The organism is Achromobacter sp. 1011811831 (genome assembly GCF_059760905.1).
Genome location: NZ_JCBANG010000085.1, coordinates 1 through 19,083 on the forward strand (window position 1 = coordinate 1; position 19,083 = coordinate 19,083).

The 19,083-nt window shown below is 67.8% G+C and carries 16 protein-coding genes; 10 read left to right on the plus strand and 6 right to left on the minus strand.

Features of this window, described 5'->3' with window-relative positions:
• Positions 1-362 precede the first annotated feature (362 nt).
• Positions 363-1,553: an acetylornithine transaminase gene (locus AC6LJ9_RS24725; protein WP_212317901.1), complete on the minus strand. Its 1,191-nt coding sequence runs from the start codon at positions 1,551-1,553 to the stop codon at positions 363-365.
• Positions 1,554-1,760: 207 nt separating this feature from the next.
• On the opposite strand from AC6LJ9_RS24725, the gene AC6LJ9_RS24730 reads away from it, so the two are divergent.
• A complete protein-coding gene (locus AC6LJ9_RS24730) occupies positions 1,761-2,726 on the plus strand; it encodes a Bug family tripartite tricarboxylate transporter substrate binding protein (protein WP_498149571.1) in 966 nt (321 codons plus the stop codon).
• 73 nt (positions 2,727-2,799) lie between these two features.
• Here AC6LJ9_RS24730 and AC6LJ9_RS24735 read toward each other — a convergent pair whose 3' ends face one another.
• The gene (locus AC6LJ9_RS24735; protein WP_498149572.1) at positions 2,800-3,075 is read right to left on the minus strand and encodes a hypothetical protein; all 276 of its coding nucleotides are present in this window, start codon (positions 3,073-3,075) and stop codon (positions 2,800-2,802) included.
• Positions 3,076-3,255: 180 nt separating this feature from the next.
• On the opposite strand from AC6LJ9_RS24735, the gene AC6LJ9_RS24740 reads away from it, so the two are divergent.
• From AC6LJ9_RS24740 to AC6LJ9_RS24755, 4 genes are all read left to right on the plus strand, one after another.
• A complete protein-coding gene (locus tag AC6LJ9_RS24740; protein ID WP_498149573.1) occupies positions 3,256-4,752 on the plus strand; it encodes a PAS domain S-box protein in 1,497 nt (498 codons plus the stop codon).
• Positions 4,753-4,935: 183 nt separating this feature from the next.
• Positions 4,936-5,121, plus strand: coding sequence for a CsbD family protein (locus AC6LJ9_RS24745; protein WP_212317910.1), 186 nt, complete (start codon positions 4,936-4,938; stop codon positions 5,119-5,121).
• Between the two features lie 112 nt (positions 5,122-5,233).
• Positions 5,234-5,599, plus strand: a complete 366-nt coding sequence (locus AC6LJ9_RS24750) for a hypothetical protein (RefSeq protein ID WP_212317912.1) — start codon at positions 5,234-5,236, stop codon at positions 5,597-5,599.
• Positions 5,600-5,664: 65 nt separating this feature from the next.
• Positions 5,665-5,763, plus strand: a complete 99-nt coding sequence (locus AC6LJ9_RS24755; RefSeq protein WP_498149588.1) for an entericidin A/B family lipoprotein — start codon at positions 5,665-5,667, stop codon at positions 5,761-5,763.
• 124 nt (positions 5,764-5,887) lie between these two features.
• On the opposite strand, the gene AC6LJ9_RS24760 is transcribed toward AC6LJ9_RS24755, so the two are convergent.
• The gene (locus tag AC6LJ9_RS24760; RefSeq protein ID WP_498149574.1) at positions 5,888-7,027 is read right to left on the minus strand and encodes a DSD1 family PLP-dependent enzyme; all 1,140 of its coding nucleotides are present in this window, start codon (positions 7,025-7,027) and stop codon (positions 5,888-5,890) included.
• 488 nt (positions 7,028-7,515) lie between these two features.
• On the opposite strand from AC6LJ9_RS24760, the gene AC6LJ9_RS24765 reads away from it, so the two are divergent.
• Both AC6LJ9_RS24765 and AC6LJ9_RS24770 read left to right on the plus strand, forming a co-directional pair.
• Positions 7,516-8,478, plus strand: a complete 963-nt coding sequence (locus tag AC6LJ9_RS24765) for a TAXI family TRAP transporter solute-binding subunit (RefSeq protein ID WP_498149575.1) — start codon at positions 7,516-7,518, stop codon at positions 8,476-8,478.
• A 326-nt stretch (positions 8,479-8,804) separates the two neighbouring features.
• On the plus strand, positions 8,805-10,829 hold the full coding sequence (locus AC6LJ9_RS24770; protein ID WP_498149576.1) for a TRAP transporter permease: 2,025 nt from the start codon (positions 8,805-8,807) through the stop codon (positions 10,827-10,829).
• A gap of 105 nt (positions 10,830-10,934) precedes the next feature.
• Here the strand turns inward: AC6LJ9_RS24770 and AC6LJ9_RS24775 are convergent, their stop codons facing one another.
• Together AC6LJ9_RS24775 and AC6LJ9_RS24780 are read right to left on the minus strand one after the other, a co-directional pair.
• Positions 10,935-11,237 carry a helix-turn-helix domain-containing protein gene (locus AC6LJ9_RS24775; RefSeq protein ID WP_498149577.1) on the minus strand — a complete coding sequence of 101 codons (303 nt, stop codon included), beginning with the start codon at positions 11,235-11,237 and terminating at the stop codon, positions 10,935-10,937.
• A complete protein-coding gene (locus AC6LJ9_RS24780) occupies positions 11,221-11,604 on the minus strand; it encodes a type II toxin-antitoxin system RelE/ParE family toxin (protein WP_498149578.1) in 384 nt (127 codons plus the stop codon). The genes AC6LJ9_RS24775 and AC6LJ9_RS24780 overlap by 17 nt, the downstream gene beginning before the upstream one ends.
• A 419-nt stretch (positions 11,605-12,023) precedes the next feature.
• Between AC6LJ9_RS24780 and AC6LJ9_RS24785 the strand changes: the two genes are divergently transcribed.
• Positions 12,024-12,482, plus strand: a complete 459-nt coding sequence (locus AC6LJ9_RS24785; protein ID WP_103271884.1) for a Smg family protein — start codon at positions 12,024-12,026, stop codon at positions 12,480-12,482.
• A gap of 101 nt (positions 12,483-12,583) precedes the next feature.
• Positions 12,584-13,474: a tRNA glutamyl-Q(34) synthetase GluQRS gene (gene gluQRS, locus AC6LJ9_RS24790; RefSeq protein ID WP_498149579.1), complete on the plus strand. Its 891-nt coding sequence runs from the start codon at positions 12,584-12,586 to the stop codon at positions 13,472-13,474.
• Positions 13,475-13,635: 161 nt separating this feature from the next.
• On the opposite strand, the gene AC6LJ9_RS24795 is transcribed toward gluQRS, so the two are convergent.
• Entirely contained in the window at positions 13,636-16,275 is a 2,640-nt protein-coding gene (locus AC6LJ9_RS24795; RefSeq protein WP_498149580.1) for a GDYXXLXY domain-containing protein, read from the minus strand.
• Positions 16,276-16,337: 62 nt separating this feature from the next.
• Here AC6LJ9_RS24795 and AC6LJ9_RS24800 point away from each other — a divergent pair, with 62 nt between their 5' ends.
• Complete coding sequence (locus tag AC6LJ9_RS24800) at positions 16,338-18,962, plus strand: DNA topoisomerase III (RefSeq protein ID WP_498149581.1); 2,625 nt, start codon at positions 16,338-16,340, stop codon at positions 18,960-18,962.
• Positions 18,963-19,083 lie beyond the last annotated feature (121 nt).

The following is a 19,083-nucleotide window of genomic DNA, read 5'->3' on the forward strand; positions in this document are numbered from 1 at the left end:
GGCCAAGCCGAGGAGCAGCGCCCTCGGCTTGGCCTGCCTTCTGCGCTCGGTTAAGAAAAAGAAAGCGCGCCACCAAACTGCAGGTTTGCCGTACGACGCCAGAGCAGCAAGGACAATTCGCTGACACGCAGCGCAAGTCATTCCCGCAGCAAGACTGGACTGGCATGTTCTATACATGAACCTGTTCTGTGATGGCCTGCGTGCTGTCTCATCGATTGACCCACCGCTGTAGGCGTATGTGCAATAGAGGGGTATCCCAGCTACCCTTGCGCTCGCACATGGAAGCCAGACACCCAAAAACAAAGGCCGCGAATGCATCGCGGCCCTTGCCCGTACTACTCAAAAATCAACGCAGCAGCGCCTTACTTACGCACCTGCGCAATCAACCCATCCAGCTGCGCCAGCATCGTATCGATCTCCTCAGCCGTCACATTCAGCGCCGGCATGAAGCGCAGCAGATTCCCGCGCGGCGCATTCAGCAGCAAGCCATTCGGCGACAACTTGCGCGCAGCCTCGACAATCGCCGGACCATCATCGCGATCCATCACCAGCGCGCGCAGCAGACCCATCCCGCGCTCACCCTGCATGCCGTACTTCGCCGACAGCGCCAGCAGGCCTTCCGACAGCTGCTTGGCACGCGCATTGACCGATTCCATGAAGCCCGGCGCGGCCAGCGCGTCGAACACCGCGACACCAACAGCCGCCATCAACGGATTGCCGTTATACGTGCCGCCCTGGTCGCCGTGCGAGAACACGCACACTTCCTGGCGCGCCAGCAGGGCGGCCAGCGGCACGCCGCCGCCGATGCCCTTGGCCAGCGTCATGATGTCCGGCACCACGTCCGATTGCTGGTAGGCGAACATCGTGCCGGTGCGGCCCATGCCGGTCTGCACTTCGTCGACGATGAAAAGCAGCTTGTGCTCGTCGGCCAGCTTGCGCAGGCCCTGCATGAATTCCTTGGTGGCGGGGATGACGCCGGCCTCGCCCTGCACCGGTTCCAGCATGATGGCGACGGTCTGGTCGTCGATCAGCTTGCGCACCGATTCCAGGTCGTTGATCTCGGCCTTGGGAAAGCCTTCGACCTGCGGGGCGAACATCTTGTCCCAGCCCGGCTTGCCCGACGCGGACATGGTCGCCAGCGTGCGGCCGTGGAAGCCGTGGTTCATGGTGATGATCTTGTAGGCGCCCTTCTTATTGACCTGGCCCCACTTGCGCGCCAGCTTGATGGCGCCTTCGTTGGCTTCGCCGCCGCTGTTGGCGAAGAAGACGCGGTCGAACACCGACGCGCCGGTCAGGCGCGAGGCCAGCTCGATGGAAGGCAGGTTGTAGAACGCCGGCGACGGGTTCATCAGCAGCTTGGACTGGTCCAACAGGGCCTTCTGCATTTCCGGGGCGCTGTGGCCCAGGGTGTTGACGGCCCAGCCCTGGACGAAGTCCAGGTATCGCTTGCCCGCGTGATCCTCCAGCCAGGATCCCTGGCCTCGCACGAACACGAGGTCCGGGCGGGAGGTGATCTCCATGAGGGCGTTGACGTTGAACTGGCTGAATTCCATGGCGGTTCCTGCGGAATGAGGGTACAGGGTTGAAAGACGGGGAAACGCTAAAACGCGAATTTAGCACCGGCGGGGGGATGCTATCGTGACGCACCCCCTGCCGATCCGCCCCAGGCCGCCTCAAAAAGGCTGGCGACGCGGGCGCTCTATTTTATGCAACAGGCGCTACCCCGCGCGCAGACCTTTATCGCTTTTTACTGACCAATCATGAAACGTATTCTTTCCAGCCTCGCGGCTGGCCTGGCGCTGGCGGCGGCCGGCGCCCCGGCGCATGCCGATTATCCCGACCGTCCCCTGCGCCTGATCGTGCCGTTCCCGCCCGGGCAGGCCACCGACATCTTCGCCCGCGCGCTGGCCGAAAAGCTGGGCGCGGCGGTCAAGCAGCCGGTGGTGGTTGAAAACAGGGCCGGAGCCGGCAGCAATATCGGCATGGAGCAGGCGGCGCGCTCGGCGCCCGACGGCTACACGCTCGTGATCGCGGGCAGCGCGGCGGCGGTGAACCAGACGCTGTACAAGACGGTGAACTACAAGCTGCCGGACGATTTCGCGCCGGTGTCGGGCGTGTTCTCGGTGCCGCTGATGTTCCTGGCGACGCCGGCCTCGGGCATCAGCTCGCTCAAGCAGCTGGTGGAGCAGGCGCGCGCCAAGCCGGGCGACCTGGCCTATGCCAGCGCGGGCATCGGCGGCACGCAGCACCTGTCGGCCGAGATGTTCAAGGCGGCGGCCCAGATCGACATCCGCCACATCCCGTACAAGGGCAGCGGCCCGGCGCAGGCGGATTTCCTGGGACACCAGGTGCCGCTGATGGTGGACTCGGTGACCGCCGGCCTGCCGCATGTGCAGAACAAGAAGGCGGTGGCGCTGGCGGTGACGACGGCCAAGCGGCTGCCGCAGCTGCCCGACGTGCCGACGGTGGCCGAGTCCGGCTATCCGGGTTTCGAGGCGATCGGCTGGGCGGCGGTGCTGGCGCCTCGCGGCACGCCGCCGGAGGTGACGAACTACCTGAGCCAACAGATCGGCCGCGTGCTGGGCACGCCCGAGATGCAGAAGTTCTTCCGCGACCGCGGCGCCGAGCCGATGCCGATGACGCCCGAGGCGACCGGCAGCTTCATCAGCGGCGAAGTGAAGAAGTGGGGCGAGGCGGTGAAGCAGTCGGGCGCGCAGGTCGACTGAACGCTGGCAGCGTCTTGCAAACGGGCCGTCGCCGCGTTGCGGGACGGCCCGTTGCCTTATGGCCTCGCCATGCTCAATGCAGGGCTTTCACATCAGGCCTGCCCGGATCGCCAGGCCGGCGCGGCTGGTCCGGGTTGTGCGGTTGCCGGGGATCTCCCGGTTGCCCCGGTTGCCCCGGTTGTCCCGGCTGGCCAGGCTCGCCGGGCTGCCCCGGCGGATTGGGCTTGCCGGGGACTTCCGGCGGCACGCGGCCCGGTTGATTGTCGTCCTGCCCGGGTTTGCCCGGCTGCTGCTGCTGACCGGGAGCTTGCTTGGCCGGCGCGTCGCCGGGCGGGTGAGTCGTATTCATGGTGGTCTCCTGAAAATTCGCGCAAGGCGATACAGATGAGGCGGCACGCATAACGAGCGCAGGACCACGATAGAAGCAGCTCGTAACCGCGCACAGAGCTCGCGGGACGAATTTATCTAGTACTTTCTTCCTACCTCCGGGCCGCGCCGCGCGGCCCGCCTCGCGCACCAGGGAGACAGGATGAAGAAGACCGCCACGGCGTTCACGACCGAACGCCGCCATCTGCTGGAGATCATCGACGGCCTGATCGAAGGCATCATCCTGCTGGACAACAACCGGCATATCGCCTGGGCCAACGACACGGCGCTGGCCATGCACGGCGTGGCGGACCTGGCGGGGCTGGGCGGCACGGCGGCCGGCTATCGCAAGGCGTACACGCTGCGCTACCGCAACAATCGCAAGCTGGACGCGGCGCAGTACCCGATGGACCGGGCGCTGGCGGGCGAGGCCTTCAAGGACATGGTGGTGGAAGTGTGCAGCCGGCGCGATCCGGATTTCCGCCGCATGCACCAGGTGCGCAACCTGGTGCTGAACGATGCGCAGGGCGCGGTGGAAGGCATGGTGCTGGTGCTGCTGGACGTGACCGAGCGCTACAGCGCGGAGGAGCGTTTCGAGCGCACCTTCAACGCCAATCCCGCGCCGGCGGTGATCTGCTCGCTGGCGGACCTGCGCTATGTGAAGGTCAACCAGGGTTTCCTGGAAATGACGGGCTACGCGCGCCAGGACGTGCTGGACAAGACCGTGCGCGAGCTCGACGTGCTGGGCGACACACCGCAGCGCGAGGATGCGCTGCAACGGCTGGCGGAAGGCCGCACCATTGCGCAGACGGAATCCAGCATCGCGGTGCAGGGCGGCGCCAGCAAGCTGGTGGTGGTGGCGGGCCAGCCCATCGAGGTGGCCGATCAGCCCTGCATGCTGTTCACCTTCAACGACCTGGAACCGCGCCGCAAGGCCGAAACGGCGCTGCGCCACAGCGAACAGCGCTTCGCCACGGCGTTCCGGCTGGCGCCGGTGCCGATGACGCTGAGCACGGCGGAAGGCCAACTGCTGGAGGTCAACGACGCCTTCGTCGCCACCACCGGCTACGACGCCGCGACGCTGTCGCGCGACGAGGACGCGCTGGCGCGGCTGTGGACCGATCCGCGCGCCTACGACCGCGCCATGGCCTCGCTGGAGCAGGGCGCCAGCGTGCGCAGCCTGGAAATGGCGCTGCGCACGCGCGAGGGCGCGCTGCTGGACTGCCTGCTGTCGGCCGCGCCGGTGAATATCCAGGACCTGCCCTGCGTGCTGGGCGCGATCCAGGACATCACCGAGCGCAAGCGCAACGAGCTGGAGCTGATGGAGGCCATCGAGACGGTGATGCAGGACACTTCCTGGTTCAGCCGCACCGTGATCGAGAAGCTGGCGCAGATCCGCGCGCCCGGCGCGCCGCAGTCGCAGGGCGAGCTGGCCGACCTGACGCGGCGCGAGCGCGAGATCCTGGGCCTGATCTGCGACGGCCACACCGACGCCGAGATCGCGGCCACGCTGCATCTGTCGCGCAACACGGTGCGCAATCATGTGGCGGCGCTGTACGGCAAGCTGGACGTGCACCGGCGCAGCGCCGCCATCATCTGGGCGCGCCAGCGCGGCATCGTGGGCTACGAGAAACCGCCGCGCAAGCGCGCGAGGAAGTAGGCACGGCGCGGGCAGGCTGCTCGGGCGCCATCCATCAAACAAGTAGAAAAGTACCAGTCGATCTGGTGCGTGCGTTTCTTACGCGCGCGCGCCGCCATTCCTATATTGGGTTCGTCCGCGGCCACGGCCTGCCAGCCGCCCGGCGCGCGATTTCCCCGCAACTGGAACCCAAGGAGCAACCCCATGGACAACGACCGCATCAAAGGCGCCGCCAAGGAAGTGAAGGGCGCGATCAAGGAAACGGCCGGCAAGCTGACCGGCAACCGCCAGACGGAAATCGAAGGCAAGGCCGAGAAGGCCGTCGGCAAGGTGCAGCGCAATATCGGCGAAGCCAAGGACCAGGCCCGCGACGCGCTGGACAAGAAGTAGGGAGAACACGCGCCCGGCGCCGCGAGCCGTCCCCGCTCGAGGCGCCGCGCCGCTGGCGCGCGGATCGCGCCAGCCCGTTCTCTTTCTTCGCACTGACAGGAGCTCACCGATCATGAAGCACTACCGAAACGCCGCCCTGGGCCTGGCCCTGGCGCTGGGCGCCGCGCTGGCCCCGGCCCATGCGCAAGGCAACGCCATGTCCCAGGACCAGATCGACGCGCGCTACGACGCGGCCAAGAAGCAATGCGACGCCCGCAGCGGCGACTCGAAGGATCTTTGCCTGAAGCAGGCGCGCGCCGACAAGGACGTGGCCGAGGCGCAGGCCAAGGCCGGCAAGCAGAAGGCCGAGGCCAACCACGACGCGGCCAAGGCGCGCCAGGACGCGGACTATGACGTGGCCAAGAAGAAATGCACGGCCATGTCCGGCGACGCCAAGGACGCCTGCCTGGCCGAAGCCAAGACGCGCTACGGCAAGTAAGGCATCAGCACATGAACGCAACAAGGAGAACCGCAATGGCGCAACGGATCTGGATCGTGCTGGTCATGGTCGTGACCGGCATGACGGCGGGCTGCAACACGGTCGAAGGTGCCGGCAAAGACATCGAGCGTGGCGGGGAGAAGATCCAACAGCAGGCACGCTGATCGCCCCGTAGCAACCTGGCCTTGCCGCCGGCGCGCCTTGTGCGCGCCGGCGTTTTTTTGCTTCCGAATCATGCAGACACGCGCCAGTAGCGCCATCCCGCATGCGGCCGCAACGCGGCAGGGTTCAGCGCGAATACCCACGCGCCGAAATCTCCCAGATATCCTCCACCACGCCGTCCCGGAACACCACCAGCCCGTCATGCAGGTTGAAGGTCGGGTCGACGTGCGCCGGCACCAGCCGCAACACCGCGCCCAGTTCCGGCGCGCTAGCGCCCGGCTCGACGCGCACCACGCTGTGCTCGTCGTTGATGGCGGTGCAGGTCAGGCCGGGCTCGCCGTGGACGGCGGGCGGGCCGCATTCGGCGGAGGCGGACTTGAGGCCGGCGTCGAGCACGGCGCGGTCGGGCGCGGGCGTGCTCATCACGGTGGACAGCAGGAACAGGCTGTTCTGGAAGGTCAGCGGCCCGCCCCATTCGTTGGCGCCGTAGTCGCCGTCCATGAAGGCGTAGGAACCAGCCTGCAGCTCGGTGTAGACGCCGCTGGCGGCATCGAACTCGACGCTGCCGGTGCCGCCGCCGGTGATGGTGTCGCAGGCGATGCCGCTTTCGCGCAGCAGCTGGGCATAGGACGCGGCGATGCGCGCGGCGTCGCGGCAGATGCGGGCGCGTTCCTCGCGGCCGCGGGCGTGCTGGACCGAGCCGTGATAGGCCTGCAGGCCGGCGAAGTTGACGCCCGGCAGGTCGCGCGCCTGCTGCGCCAGGGCCAGCACGGTGGCCTCGTCGGACGCGCCGCAGCGGCCCTGGCCCACGTCGATCTCGACCAGCACGTCGACCTCGACGCCGGCGCCGGCCATGGCCTGCGAGATCCGCGCCAGGTTGGCGGCGTTGTCGACGCAGACGCTGATGCGCGCGGCGCGCGCCAGCTGGGCCAGCAGCGCCAGCTTGGCCGGGCCCACGACCTCGTTGCTGATGTGGATGTCGCGCACGCCGGCGGCGACGAAGGGCAGGGCCTCGCTGACCTTCTGGCAGCAGATGCCGCGCGCGCCCAGCGCCAGCTGGCGCAGCGCGACCTGGGGACACTTGTGGGCCTTGGCGTGGGGCCGCAGCGCCACGCCGTGGCGGTCGGCCCAGGCCTGCATGGCGCGCAGGTTGGCCTCGAAGGCCGCCAGGTCCAGCGCCAGGCTGGGCGTGTCGACGCGCGCCAGCGGATCGCCGGGCTGGGCGGCGGGGGGCAGCGCTATGCCGCGTATGACTTCCTGGGACATCGGGATGGCTCCGTTTTTTCGTTCAAACATTCAACAATCAGGCGGCTGACGCCTGCGGGCGATGCGTGGGGAAAAGCGGCGGGGCGGCATGCCGGCGATACAAGCGCGAACCAGCGGCTCGCCATAACCAAAGCACGCCTGCCCATAACCAAACCGCGAGCCTACCCCCAGGTAAACCATAGCCCCTCGGCCATTGGCGGGGCGGGGACAGCATGACAGAATTTCATCACAACAAACGCCCCCGCGCTTGCCTGGTCATCAGGCCTGACACAAGGGGCTTTTCCGCTTCGGGCCCCGGCGCGCGGCGGAAAGAGATCAAGGGGAACGGACGGCCCGCGCGACGGAGATGACGCAAGGGCCTTGTGCCGGCCTGCCGCCCTCGGGCTTCGCCCCAGGCGCGGCGCGGCATGCAGGCATCGTCCTTGCCGGCCGCCCGGCCACGGCAAGGCATACCGACTCAGAACACACATGGAACCGGAGAAGCTCGCATGAAACTCAAGAAGTGGATCACCACCCTGACCCTCGCCGCGGCCGCCGTCGGCATCGCCGGCGCCGCGCAGGCGCAACAGTTCTTCCGTATCGGCACCGGCGGCACCGCCGGCACCTACTACCCGGTGGGCGGCATCATCGCCAACGCCGTGTCGCAGCCGGGCAAGCTGATCGCCACGGCGGTCGCGTCCAACGGCTCGGTGGCCAACATCAACGGCATCCTGGGCGGTTCGTTCGAGGCCGGTTTCACGCAGTCGGACGTGGCGTTCTGGGCCTATAGCGGCACCGGCACCTTCGACGGCAAGCCCAAGGCCCAGGACCTGCGCCTGATCGCCACGCTGTACCCAGAGAGCATCCACCTGGTGGCGCGCAAGGGCTCGGGCATCAAGAGCGTGGCCGACCTGAAGGGCAAGCGCGTGTCGATGGACGAGCCCGGCTCGGGCACGCTGGTCGACGTGCGCCTGATCCTGGGCGCCTACGGCATGACCGACAAGGACATCAAGGCCGAATACCTGAAGCCCAACCAGGCCGGCGACAAGCTCAAGGACGGCGGCCTGGACGCGTTCTTCTTCGTCGGCGGCGCGCCGGCCGGCGCCATCGCCGAGCTGGCCTCCAGCGGCGCGGGCATCGAGATCGTGTCGCTGGTCGGCCCCGAGATCGACGCGCTGCGCGCCAAGCAGGAGTTCTTCACGCCCGACACCATCGCCGCCAACACCTACCAGAACGTGGGCGAGGTCAAGACCATCTCGGTCAACGCGCAGATGGTGAGCTCGACCAAGGTGCCGGAGGCCGTGGTCTATGAAGTGACCAAGGCGCTGTACAGCGACGCCACCCGCAAGACGCTGGACAACGGCCACGCCAAGGGCAAGCTGATCACGCGCGACAACGCGGTCAAGGGCGCGGGCATTCCGTTCCACCCGGGCGCCGAGAAGTTCTACAAGGAAATCGGCCTGCTGAAGTAGCCCACCCCCGAAGCGCCTGCGGCGCTTCCCCCTCAAGGGGGCCCGCTGGCGGACCGGCAGAGCCGGATCCGCTGCGGTGCGATCGGGAGGCGCTGGAGGCTTGCGTCGGGTATGCCGCGAGGCTCGATCGATTGACTGCCCGCGTAAGGCCCGGAGCTTGGCGCGCCAACGCAGGACCCGAAGCAGCAGACCAAGTGGCAAGCCAGTAGGTACACATCAGCATGCACACATGCCAGCCACGCGGGCATGTCCGGCGCGGTATGCGTCGCATAGGCAGGGCCGCCGCGAGCGGCCCTGTTTGTGGAATCACCCAGAGAACTACGGCTATGGAAATAGACCACGATAAGACCCAGCAGCTGGCGGAAAAGTACGATTCGGAAATCCGTTTCCGGCCGCTGGACAAGACCGCCACCTGGATCGTCTCCGGGCTGCTGGTGGCACTATCCCTCTTTCATTACTACACCGCCGGCTTCGGGCTGTTGCGCGAGGCGACACACCGCGGCGTGCACCTGGCCTTCGTGCTGAGCCTGATCTTCCTGGTGTTCGGCTTCTCGAAGTCGCACTACCAGCGCCAGCCCAAGTCCACCTGGTTCGCCCCCGGCGGCGTGCCGCTGTACGACTGGGCCATGGCGATCGCGCTGGCGCTGTCGGTGCTGTACATCCCCTACATCTTCGAGGACCTGGCGTTCCGCGTGGGCAATCCGCTGCCGGTGGACGTGCTGATGGGCTCGATCCTGCTGGTGGGCCTGCTGGAAGCCACCCGCCGCGCCATGGGCTGGCCGCTGCCGATCATCGCGCTGGTGTTCATGGCCTATGCCATGTTCGGGCCATACTTCCCCGGCCTGCTCAAGCACGCGGGCAATACCTGGCCGCAGATCGTCAACCACATGTACCTGACCAGCCAGGGCGTGTACGGCGTGGCGGTGGGCGTGGTGGCGACCTACGTGTTCCACTTCGTGCTGTTCGGCGTGCTGGCCACGCGCATCGGCCTGGGCCAGCTGTTCCTGGACGTGGCCTCGACCATCGCCGGCCGCTACGCGGGCGGCCCGGCCAAGGTGTCGGTGTTCGGCTCGGCCATGTTCGGCATGCTGTCGGGTTCGTCGGTGGCCAACGCGGTCACGGTGGGCTCGCTGACCATCCCGGCCATGATCCGCATCGGCTATCCGAGGCACTTCGCCGCCGGCGTCGAGGCCGCCAGCAGCACCGGCGGGCAGATCACGCCGCCCATCATGGGCGCTGCCGCGTTCCTGATGATCGAATTCCTGGGCATTCCGTACCAGCAGATCGCCATCGCGGGCATCTTCCCGGCCTTCCTGTACTTCTTCGGCATGTTCATGCAGGTCCACTTCGAGGCCAAGCGCGAAGGGCTGCGCGGGCTGACGAACGAGGAAATGCCCAAGCTGCGCGAATCGTTCAAGAAGCGCTGGCCGACGCTGATCCCGCTGATCCTGCTGATCGGCGTGCTGGCCAGCGGCCGCACGCCGTACCTGGCGGCCTTCGCCGGCATCACGGGCTGCATCATCGTGGGCCTGCTCAATCCGTTCCAGCGCCTGCGCTTGCGCGACCTGTACGAGGCCTTCGAGACCGGCGCCAAGTACGCGCTGGCGGTGGGCGCCGCGGCGGGCACGGTGGGCATCGTGATCGGCGTGGTCACGCTGACCGGCGTGGGCTTCAAGATCTCGTACATCGTGATCTCGGCGGCGCAATCGCTGGCGGGCGGAGCCTCGGCCTTCATTCCGGACATGATTGCCAATACGCAGACGCTGACGCTGATCGCGGCGCTGATCATGACCGGCCTGGTCTGCATCCTGATGGGCTGCGGCATTCCCACCACCGCCAACTACCTGATCATGGTGGCGGTGGCCGCGCCCACGCTGGTGCAGCTGGGCGTGCAGCCCATCGCGGCGCACTTCTTCGTGTTCTATTTCGGCATCCTGGCGGACATCACGCCGCCAGTGGCGCTGGCGGCCTACGCGGCGGCGGGCATGGCGGGCAGCGATCCGTTCAAGACCGGCAACACGGCCTTCCGGCTGGGCATCACCAAGCTGATCGTGCCCTTCGTGTTCGTGTTCTCGCCGTCGCTGCTGATCTCGGTGCAGGGCTTCACCTGGTACGACTTCTTCGTGACGCTGGTCGGCTGCATGATCGGCCTGGTGCTATTGTCGGCGGCCTTCTCGCGCTACATGCTGGTCGGCATGAAGAGCTGGGAACGCTGGCTGTGCACGGTGGGCGCGCTGCTGACCATCATCCCCGGCCTGATGAGCGGGCTGATCGGCCTGGCCATCTGCATCCCGGTGTTCATCCGGCAGCTGGCGGAACTGAAGCGGGAAAACGCGCTGCGGCCGGCTTGAACCTGGCGGGTGCTGGGGCCGATGCGGCCCCAGCCTTGCCAACGTCGATATGCTTCGTTAACAGCCGCGAGCCATCGGCCTGCGGCCACGCGGCACCGCAGGCCATCAGAGAATGGCCTGCAGCCCCTTGTCCGCGATGACATTAAGCAACTTGAGCGCGGGGCCGGCGGGGCGGGTTTCGCCCTGCTCCCACTTGCGCACCGTCGAAGCCGTGGTGTGCAAATGCAGCGCGAACACCGGCTGGCTGAACTTCAGCGAGTCGCGCAGGCGCTTGATGTCGGCCGCCTCGAACTCCCGCACCGGCGCTGGACAGATCGCGTCGAACTGACGCATCGTCACCTTGCTGATCGCGCCCGCTTCGTACAGCGCAGCCAGGTCGCCACGCAGGGATTCAATGATCTTGCTCACAAGGCACCTCCAGTAGCACGCCCACGCTCAGGGCAGTCGCAAGCGCATCGGCGGACAGCTCCAGGAACACCTTGCCCGCGAATTGCAACGCCTGCGTTTCTTCCCTTGTGATGTTCGCCTTGTCGCGCTTGGGAAACCCGTGCAGGAATATGTGGCGCTTGCCGATCCGGGCCGACAGCAGGGTTCGATAGCCGCCGCGCTTGCCTGCGCCGCAGCGGGCGACCCGCTGCTTGTAGAGGCCACCGCCCAGATTCGCATCGACCAAGCCGCTCTCCATCTCCTGAACCGCCTTGCACAACGCGGCGTCGGCCAATTTCTCGCGTGCCTGCCAGCGCGCAAAATCCCTGCGTTTGAAAGTACGCATCATCACTATCCCCAAAACTATACCCGAAACGGGTATAGTTTTCGATACTCATAAATCGGAGTTACTGCTAGTGCGGCAACTGTGAACTTAGCCCAGGAGCATCGCCTTCTGCTGGCGACAGTGAGCATTTCGTCCCTCCGACACAGGCTCAGCAACAGGCCCATGCCCGTTGTAATAGCACTGCGAAAAAAGGGGCGGGTCAGGAATACCTCCCGACCTGCCCCTTGTCCGACCTGCCGAATCATTCATTCTGAAAGCAAAATGCCCGCAGATATGTGACAGTTCCCGCACGATGACGGCCATACAACAACCCTCCGTCCTCTCGGTTGCCCGAGGAAATATTTCGGCGCACAGTAAAATTCATGTTTGCTGGTCTGCCGATATCCGGGCCGACTGTGCAAACAAGCACTAGAGTGCGCAACATGTTCGATATCCTGGTTTATCTGTTCGAGAACTACTACACGCCGCAAGCCTGTCCCGCGGCCGACGTCCTGGCAAAGCGGCTCGCCGCGGCCGGCTTCGAGCATGAAGACATCGACGACGCCCTCGGCTGGCTGTACGGCCTGGCCGAGACCACCGAACGCTGCGTCGATCTCGCCCAGGTGCCCAACACCGGCACCCGGATCTACACGGACAACGAATACCAGCAGCTCGGCTCCGAATCCATCGGCTTCATCGCCTTCCTGGAATCGGCCGGCGTGCTGCCCGCGCCGCTGCGCGAAATCGTCATCGACCGTGGCCTGGCGTCGCCCGAAACCCCGGTACCGCTGGACAAGATCAAGATCATCGCCCTCATGGTGCTCTGGAGCCAGGAAGCCGAGATCGACAATCTGGTCCTGGAAGAGCTGCTGGACGACGAGGGCGTGCGGCGCCTGCACTGATCGCGGCCGCGCCTTGCCGGCCTCACGCCGTTCTGCCCATTCCCTTTCCGGCGCCGCGCGCATGCGCGGCGCTTTGTCTTTTGCCCTGAGCTGATCTGTCCGTGACCTACATCGGCCGCTTCGCCCCCAGTCCCAGCGGCCCGCTGCACGCGGGCTCGCTCGTGGCCGCGCTGGCCAGCTGGCTGGACGCGCGCGCCAGCGCCGGACGCTGGCTGCTGCGGATCGAGGACGTGGACACGCCGCGCACCGTGCCGGGCGCCGCCGACTGCATCATGGCGCAACTGCGGTCGCTGGGCCTGGACTGGGACGGCGAGATCATGTGGCAGTCGCGGCGCGGCGATGCCTACCAGGCGGCCTTTGACGCGCTCGCCGCGCGCGGGCTGATCTACGGCTGCGGCTGCACCCGGCGCGAGATCGCCGATTCGGCGCTGCGCGGCCAGACCGCGTCTGGCGCCGACGGCGAGCGGCCCTATCCGGGCACCTGCCGCCACGGCCTGCCGCCAGGCCGCGAGGCACGCGCCTGGCGCCTGCGCATGCCGGACGGCGTGGAACGCTTCGAGGACCGCTGGCTGGGGCCGCAGGAGCAGGACGTGGCGCGGGCGGTGGGCGACATCGCCCTGCGCCGCGCCGACGGGCTATGGGCCTATCAATTGGCGGTGGTGGTGGACGACGCCGCCCAGGGCGTCACGGACGTGGTGCGCGGCGCCGACCTGCTCAGCTCCACGGCGCGCCAGCGTCTGCTGGGACGGCTGCTGGACCTGCCGCTGCCGCGCTACATGCACGTGCCGCTGATCCTGGACGCCGACAGCGGCCTGAAACTGTCGAAGCAGAACGGCGCGCCGGCCATCGACACGAACGCTCCGCTGGCCGCGCTACAGGGCGCCTGGCGCGCGCTGGGCTTCGAATCGATCAACGGCGCCGCCGACCCGGCGGATTTCCTGGCGCGGGCCACGGCGCAATGGGCGCGCCGTTTTCCGCCTCCGGGCGGCTGAGCTTGCGGGTTTCGGCTTGCGGCCCTGGGGCTCGCGGCTTGCGCCGCGCCAACACGACCGATTCCACTGCCGGATCAATAACTTACCAATAACGTGCGCGCCATGGCGGCGCGGATTCCCGCAACGTCCTCAAGACCGTCGCGGCAATCTTGTCCCCGCCTCTACAGCGGTTGCAAATCCGCCCCCAGCATCCGCACCAGCAGCGCCTCGCCGTTCTCGCCCACGCGCAATTCGCCAAAGCGCGCGACTTCATAGCGCTTGGCCTGGCCTTCGGGGAAGAAATACGCATTGGTGACGATGCGCACGCTGTGATCGCGCACGCGGTAGCGCAGCGGCACCTCGCCATCGACGCGCGGCTGGGTGCCGGGCTGGATGCGCAGGACCTTGCCCACGCCGCGCTCGTCCTGCGCCAGCACCAGGTAGCCGTCCGGCTCGTAGTTGAGCACCTCGTCCTGGGTCAGGGCCGGGTCGCGCGAGCCGTCCTTGCGCAAGCGCGTGACCTCGCGGCCGGCGGCGAAGGTCAGCGCCATGTAGTCGCCCTGCATCAGCGAGCGCGGGTCCACCGGCGCCAGCTCCAGGATCACGACGCGGCCGCTGCCCAGCAGCTGCTCGCGCTGCCAGATGCTGCCGTTGGCCACGGCCAGCACCAGGGCCAGCCCGCCCAGCACGCCCACCGTGCGCCAGCGCAGCGCCGCCGAGACCGGCGGCAGGATGGCGCGCGGGCCGTCCTCGCGGGTGCGCATCAGGCGCGGCACCAGCCACACCATGACGCGCAGGAAGAACAGCAGCAGGGCGCCGCCGCCCAGCCAGACGGCCTTTTGCAGCAGCGGCACTTCCAGCTGGTAGTAATAGACGCCCAGGTAGACCAGCAGGCTGCCGACGCCGAACACGGTCAGGCTGCGCAGGCCCAGGCCGAAGCCCAGCAACAGCCAGGCCAGCGCGAAACCCACGCCGGGGCTGGGCAGCCAGAACAGCGCCAGGATCAGCAGCGCCAGCGGCACGCCCCACAGCAGGCCGGCCGTCAGCACGCGGCGGCGCGGCCACAGCACGGACAGCGCCGTGGCGGCCGGCAGCAGGGCGCCGGCGACCACCAGCACGGCCGAACGCGGGTTGACCGCCCACATGGCCGGCAGCTGCTGGGCGGAAATGCCGCCGGCCAGCCACACCATGCACTGCACCGACAGCAGGAAGGCCCAGGCCAGCGGCGCCAGCGCGCGGGCGCGCGGGCTGGCATCACGGCGGCTCAGGCTGAACGCCACCGCCGCGCCCCAGGCGCCGGTCACGGCGATAGGCAGCCACAGGAAGGCGGCGCGCGCGGAATCGAAGCGCCACAGGGCGTCGAACAGGTTCTCGTCCACCAGCTCGGGCGACAGGCCGCGCCAGATCAGCCCGGCGGCGGCGCCCGCGATCAGCAGGCCGCTGAGGAAGCGCAGGATGAGATCGGTACCCAGCACATACACCGCCACGGCCAGCGCCAGCACGAACAGGCAGGCGTTGGTGAATGACGCGGAGTCTGATATTCCGAAAATGACCAGCAGCTCGCCAGCGAAGGCCATCGCCGTGCCGCATTGCCGCCAGAACGGGCCGGCCTCGCTGCGCAGCACCGCCACGCCGGCCGCGCACAGCACCAGCCCGGCGACCAGCGCGCCTTCCTGCGTGCTGACGATCTGGGACACGCCGATGAACAACAGCAGCAGCAGCGTCGCCAGCCAGGCGCTCAGGCCGAGCAGGCATTGCACGTACCAGGGCGCATCGGCGGCGGGCGTCGCGGGCGGGGCGACCTGGGCCACCGGCTCGCCGGCCGGGGCCGGGTCCACGGGATTGCCGGCCGAGGCGCTGGCGGGCTCGGCATCGGCCGCCGGCGCGGCCGTCTTGCCCTCGGCGGCCAGCCCGCGCAGCCAGCGCGCGGCCCAGACCGCCTCGGCCATGAGCAGGGCGGCCAGGGGCAGCGCCGCCCAGGCGCCGGGCTCCAGCCGCAGCAGCCATTCCCCCACGACCCGCAGGGAGACGCAGATCACGCCGGCGGCCAGCATGGCCAGGATGACCAGGTCGCGGCGCACCTTCTGATAATAGAAACCCAGGCCCAGCGTGACCGCCAGCCAGGCGATGCTGCCAGTCGTGCTGCCGTAGCTGCGGCCGATAAAGAGGTCGGTGTACATCGTCGACATCACCAGCGCGCCGATGGCCAGCGCGGCCAGCAGGCGCGGACCGACCAGGGTGCTGGCGCGCCAGCGGCGCGCGGCCAGTTCCCAGGCCGCCAGTATCACCAGGTTCAGGCCGGCCACGATCAGGGCGGGCAGGTACGTCGCGCCCAGGAGTCCCCACCAGCTGAAGACCCGCTCGCCCAGCCACAGGACCATGGCCACGTTGACGACCAGGGTCCACAGCAGCCAGACCGCCTGGCTGGCCGCGGCCAGCGCCCAGGGCAGCAGCAGCACGGCCCACCAGGCGAACAGTTCCCAGGTATCGGCGCCGGTCTGGTATGTTTGGCCCAGCAACGCGAGCAGGGCGCCCAGCAGGATGCCGGCCAGCGCCAGCAGGGCGCCGGGGATGGCGCCGCGCGCGCCGGCGGCGGTCCGCAGGCGCAATCCGGCCCAGGCGGCGGCCAGCGCGCAGACGGCCAACAGGGCCTGGGCGCCGGCGAATCGCTGGACCTTGCTCATGTCCTGCCAGTTGGCCGCGACCCAGCAAATGGCGGCGCTGCCCAGCAGCAAAACGCCCAGCCAGAGGGTGCTTCGCGCCAGGAATTGACGCCAAGCGTGCAGTTCGGATCCCGCTTGCCTTTCAGTGCCGACTTGCATGTCGAGAATCTCCGATCTTATTATCCGCGCTACTAAGGCGGGTCCGCCGCCACTGGATACACATGAATAAAACGCTGATTATTGCCGAGAAGCCCTCGGTGGCCCTTGATATATCACGCGCCTTGGGAGGCTTCGCGCGCGAGGGCGACTATTTTGAAAGCGAACGTTACGTACTGGCTTCCAGCATCGGCCATTTGCTGAGCCTGGTCGCGCCCAACGATCCTGTCAAAGGGAAGTGGAGCTTCACGCACCTGCCCGTCATTCCGCCTGAATTCGAGCTGGGCCCCACGGACAAGAAATCAGCCGAACGCCTGAAACTGCTGGTCCGCCTGGCCAAGCGCAAGGACGTGGACGCCATCATCAACGCCTGTGACGCCGGGCGCGAGGGCGAACTGATCTTCCGCTACATCATTCAGTATGCCGGCGTGAAAAAGCCGATCCAGCGCCTGTGGCTGCAGTCCATGACCCAGGCCGCGATCCGCGAGGCCTTCGCCAACCTGCGCGACGACGTCCAGCTCAAGCCGCTGGAAGCGGCCGCGCGCTCGCGCGCCGAGGCCGACTGGCTGGTCGGCATCAACGGCACGCGCGCCATGACCGCCTTCAACAGCAAGGACGGCGGCTTCTTCAAGACGCCGGTCGGCCGGGTGCAGACGCCCACGCTGGCCATCGTGGCCGAGCGCGAGGAACGCATCCGCGCCTTCGTGCCGCGCGACTACTGGGAAGTGCGCGCCCAGTTCGTGGCCGCCGCCGGCCTGTACGAAGGCCGCTGGATCGACCCGGACTTCAAGAAGGACGAGCGCGACCCGGAAAAGCGCGAATCGCGCCTGTGGTCGCAAGCCGCCGCCCAGAGCGTGGTGGCGGCCTGCCGCGAACAGCCCGGCAGCGTGACCGAGGAATCCAAGCCGTCGACCCAGATGTCGCCGGCCCTGTACGACCTGACCTCGCTGCAGCGCGAGGCCAACGGCCGCTTCGGCTTCTCGGCCAAGACCACGCTGGCGCTGGCCCAGACCCTGTACGAACGCCACAAGGCGCTGACCTACCCGCGTACCGACTCGCGCTACCTGCCCGAGGACTACCTGAACACGGTCAAGGAAACCATGCGCGCGCTGGCGCAGGGCGGCTCGAACGCCGTCGGCGGCCTGGCGCGCCATGCCGGCACCGTGGTCGGCGAGGGCTGGGTCAAGCCCAACCGCCGCATCTTCGACAACAAGAAGGTGTCGGACCACTTTGCCATCATCCCCACGCTGCAGATCCCGCATGACCTGAGCGAGGCCGAGGGCAAGCTGTACGACCTGGTGCTCAAGCGCTTCCTGGCGGTGTTCTTCCCCGCCGCCGAATACCGCGTCACCACCCGCATGACCGAGGTGCAGGGCCATCGCTTCCGCACCGACGGCAAGGTGCTGGTCGCCCCCGGCTGGCTGGCCGTCTACGGCAAGGAAGCCCAGGGCGAGGACGCCAACCTGGTGCCGGTGGCCGACGGCGAGACCGTGCGCACCGAGGACGTCGAAGCCGTGGGCCTGACCACCAAGCCGCCCGCGCGCTACAACGAAGGCACGCTGCTGTCGGCCATGGAAGGCGCGGGCAAGCTGGTCGACGACGAAGAGCTGCGCGAAGCCATGTCCGAGCGCGGCCTGGGCACGCCGGCCACGCGCGCGGCCATCATCGAAGGCCTGCTCAACGAAAGCTACCTGCGCCGCGAAGGCCGCGACCTGGTGCCCACCGCCAAGGCGCGCCAGCTGATGACGCTGCTGTCCGGCCTGGACGTGACCGAACTGACCTCGCCCGAACTCACCGGCGAATGGGAACACAAGCTCAAGCAGATCGAGCAGGGCGGCCTGGGCCGCGAGGCGTTCATGCGCGAAATCGCGCAGATGACCCAGGTCATCGTCAAGCGCGCCAAGGAATACGAGCGCGACACGGTGCCGGGCGACTACGCCACGCTGCGCACGCCCTGCCCGAAGTGCGGCGCCGTGGTCAAGGAAAACTACCGGCGCTTTGCCTGCACCAGCTGCGATTTCTCGATCGGCAAGCACCCGGGCGGACGCACCTTCGAGCTGCCGGAAGTCGAGGAGCTGCTGGCCAAGCGCGAGATCGGCCCGCTGCAAGGCTTCATCAGCAAGATGGGCCGGCCCTTCGCCGCCATCCTGCGCATCAGCGACGAGTACAAGCTGGAATTCGACTTCGGCCAGAACGACGAGGACGACGCCGAAGCCGTGGACTTCTCCGGCCACACGCCGGTCGGCGCCTGCCCCAAGTGCTCGTCGCGCGTGTTCGAGCACGGCATGAGCTATGTCTGCGAGAAGTCCGTGGGTCCGGCCAGGACCTGCGATTTCCGTTCGGGCAAGGTCATCCTGCAGCAGGAAATCTCGCGCGAGCAAATGGAAAAGCTGCTGACCGAGGGCCGCACCGGCCTGCTCGACGGCTTCGTCTCCAGCCGCACCAACCGCAAGTTCAAGGCCTTCCTGGTGCGCCAGCCCGACGGCAAGATCGGCTTCGAGTTCGAGCCCCGTCCTGAAAAGCCGGGCCGCGCGCCGGCCAAGACGGCCAGCAAGACGGCGGCGACCAAGACAGCCACCAAGACGGCCACGAAAACGGCCGCCAAGAAAGCCCCGGCCAAGAAGGCTGCGGTGAAGAAGACCGCGACCAAGACCGCCGCCAAGAAAACGGCCAAGAAGACCGCGGCCTGAACCGGAACGATCGGCAGCCGTTGAGGAACGCCCGGGAGACCGGGCGTTTTTCATTGACGGCCTTTCGATTACGGCAAGCGCCAAACGCCCGGAACGCCGCCGTATTGCGGTATTGTTTACC

Coding starts and splice junctions, on each gene's coding strand:
- AC6LJ9_RS24750 (WP_212317912.1), top strand. CDS start 5,234: ATGAAGCACTACCGAAACGCCGCCCTGGGCCTGGCCCTGGCGCTGGGC.
- AC6LJ9_RS24730 (WP_498149571.1), top strand. CDS start 1,761: ATGAAACGTATTCTTTCCAGCCTCGCGGCTGGCCTGGCGCTGGCGGCG.
- AC6LJ9_RS24745 (WP_212317910.1), top strand. CDS start 4,936: ATGGACAACGACCGCATCAAAGGCGCCGCCAAGGAAGTGAAGGGCGCG.
- AC6LJ9_RS24725 (WP_212317901.1), bottom strand. CDS start 1,553: ATGGAATTCAGCCAGTTCAACGTCAACGCCCTCATGGAGATCACCTCC.
- AC6LJ9_RS24785 (WP_103271884.1), top strand. CDS start 12,024: ATGTTCGATATCCTGGTTTATCTGTTCGAGAACTACTACACGCCGCAA.
- AC6LJ9_RS24800 (WP_498149581.1), top strand. CDS start 16,338: ATGAATAAAACGCTGATTATTGCCGAGAAGCCCTCGGTGGCCCTTGAT.
- AC6LJ9_RS24755 (WP_498149588.1), top strand. CDS start 5,665: ATGGTCGTGACCGGCATGACGGCGGGCTGCAACACGGTCGAAGGTGCC.
- AC6LJ9_RS24760 (WP_498149574.1), bottom strand. CDS start 7,027: ATGTCCCAGGAAGTCATACGCGGCATAGCGCTGCCCCCCGCCGCCCAG.
- AC6LJ9_RS24780 (WP_498149578.1), bottom strand. CDS start 11,604: ATGATGCGTACTTTCAAACGCAGGGATTTTGCGCGCTGGCAGGCACGC.
- AC6LJ9_RS24735 (WP_498149572.1), bottom strand. CDS start 3,075: ATGAATACGACTCACCCGCCCGGCGACGCGCCGGCCAAGCAAGCTCCC.
- AC6LJ9_RS24765 (WP_498149575.1), top strand. CDS start 7,516: ATGAAACTCAAGAAGTGGATCACCACCCTGACCCTCGCCGCGGCCGCC.
- AC6LJ9_RS24770 (WP_498149576.1), top strand. CDS start 8,805: ATGGAAATAGACCACGATAAGACCCAGCAGCTGGCGGAAAAGTACGAT.
- AC6LJ9_RS24795 (WP_498149580.1), bottom strand. CDS start 16,275: ATGCAAGTCGGCACTGAAAGGCAAGCGGGATCCGAACTGCACGCTTGG.
- AC6LJ9_RS24740 (WP_498149573.1), top strand. CDS start 3,256: ATGAAGAAGACCGCCACGGCGTTCACGACCGAACGCCGCCATCTGCTG.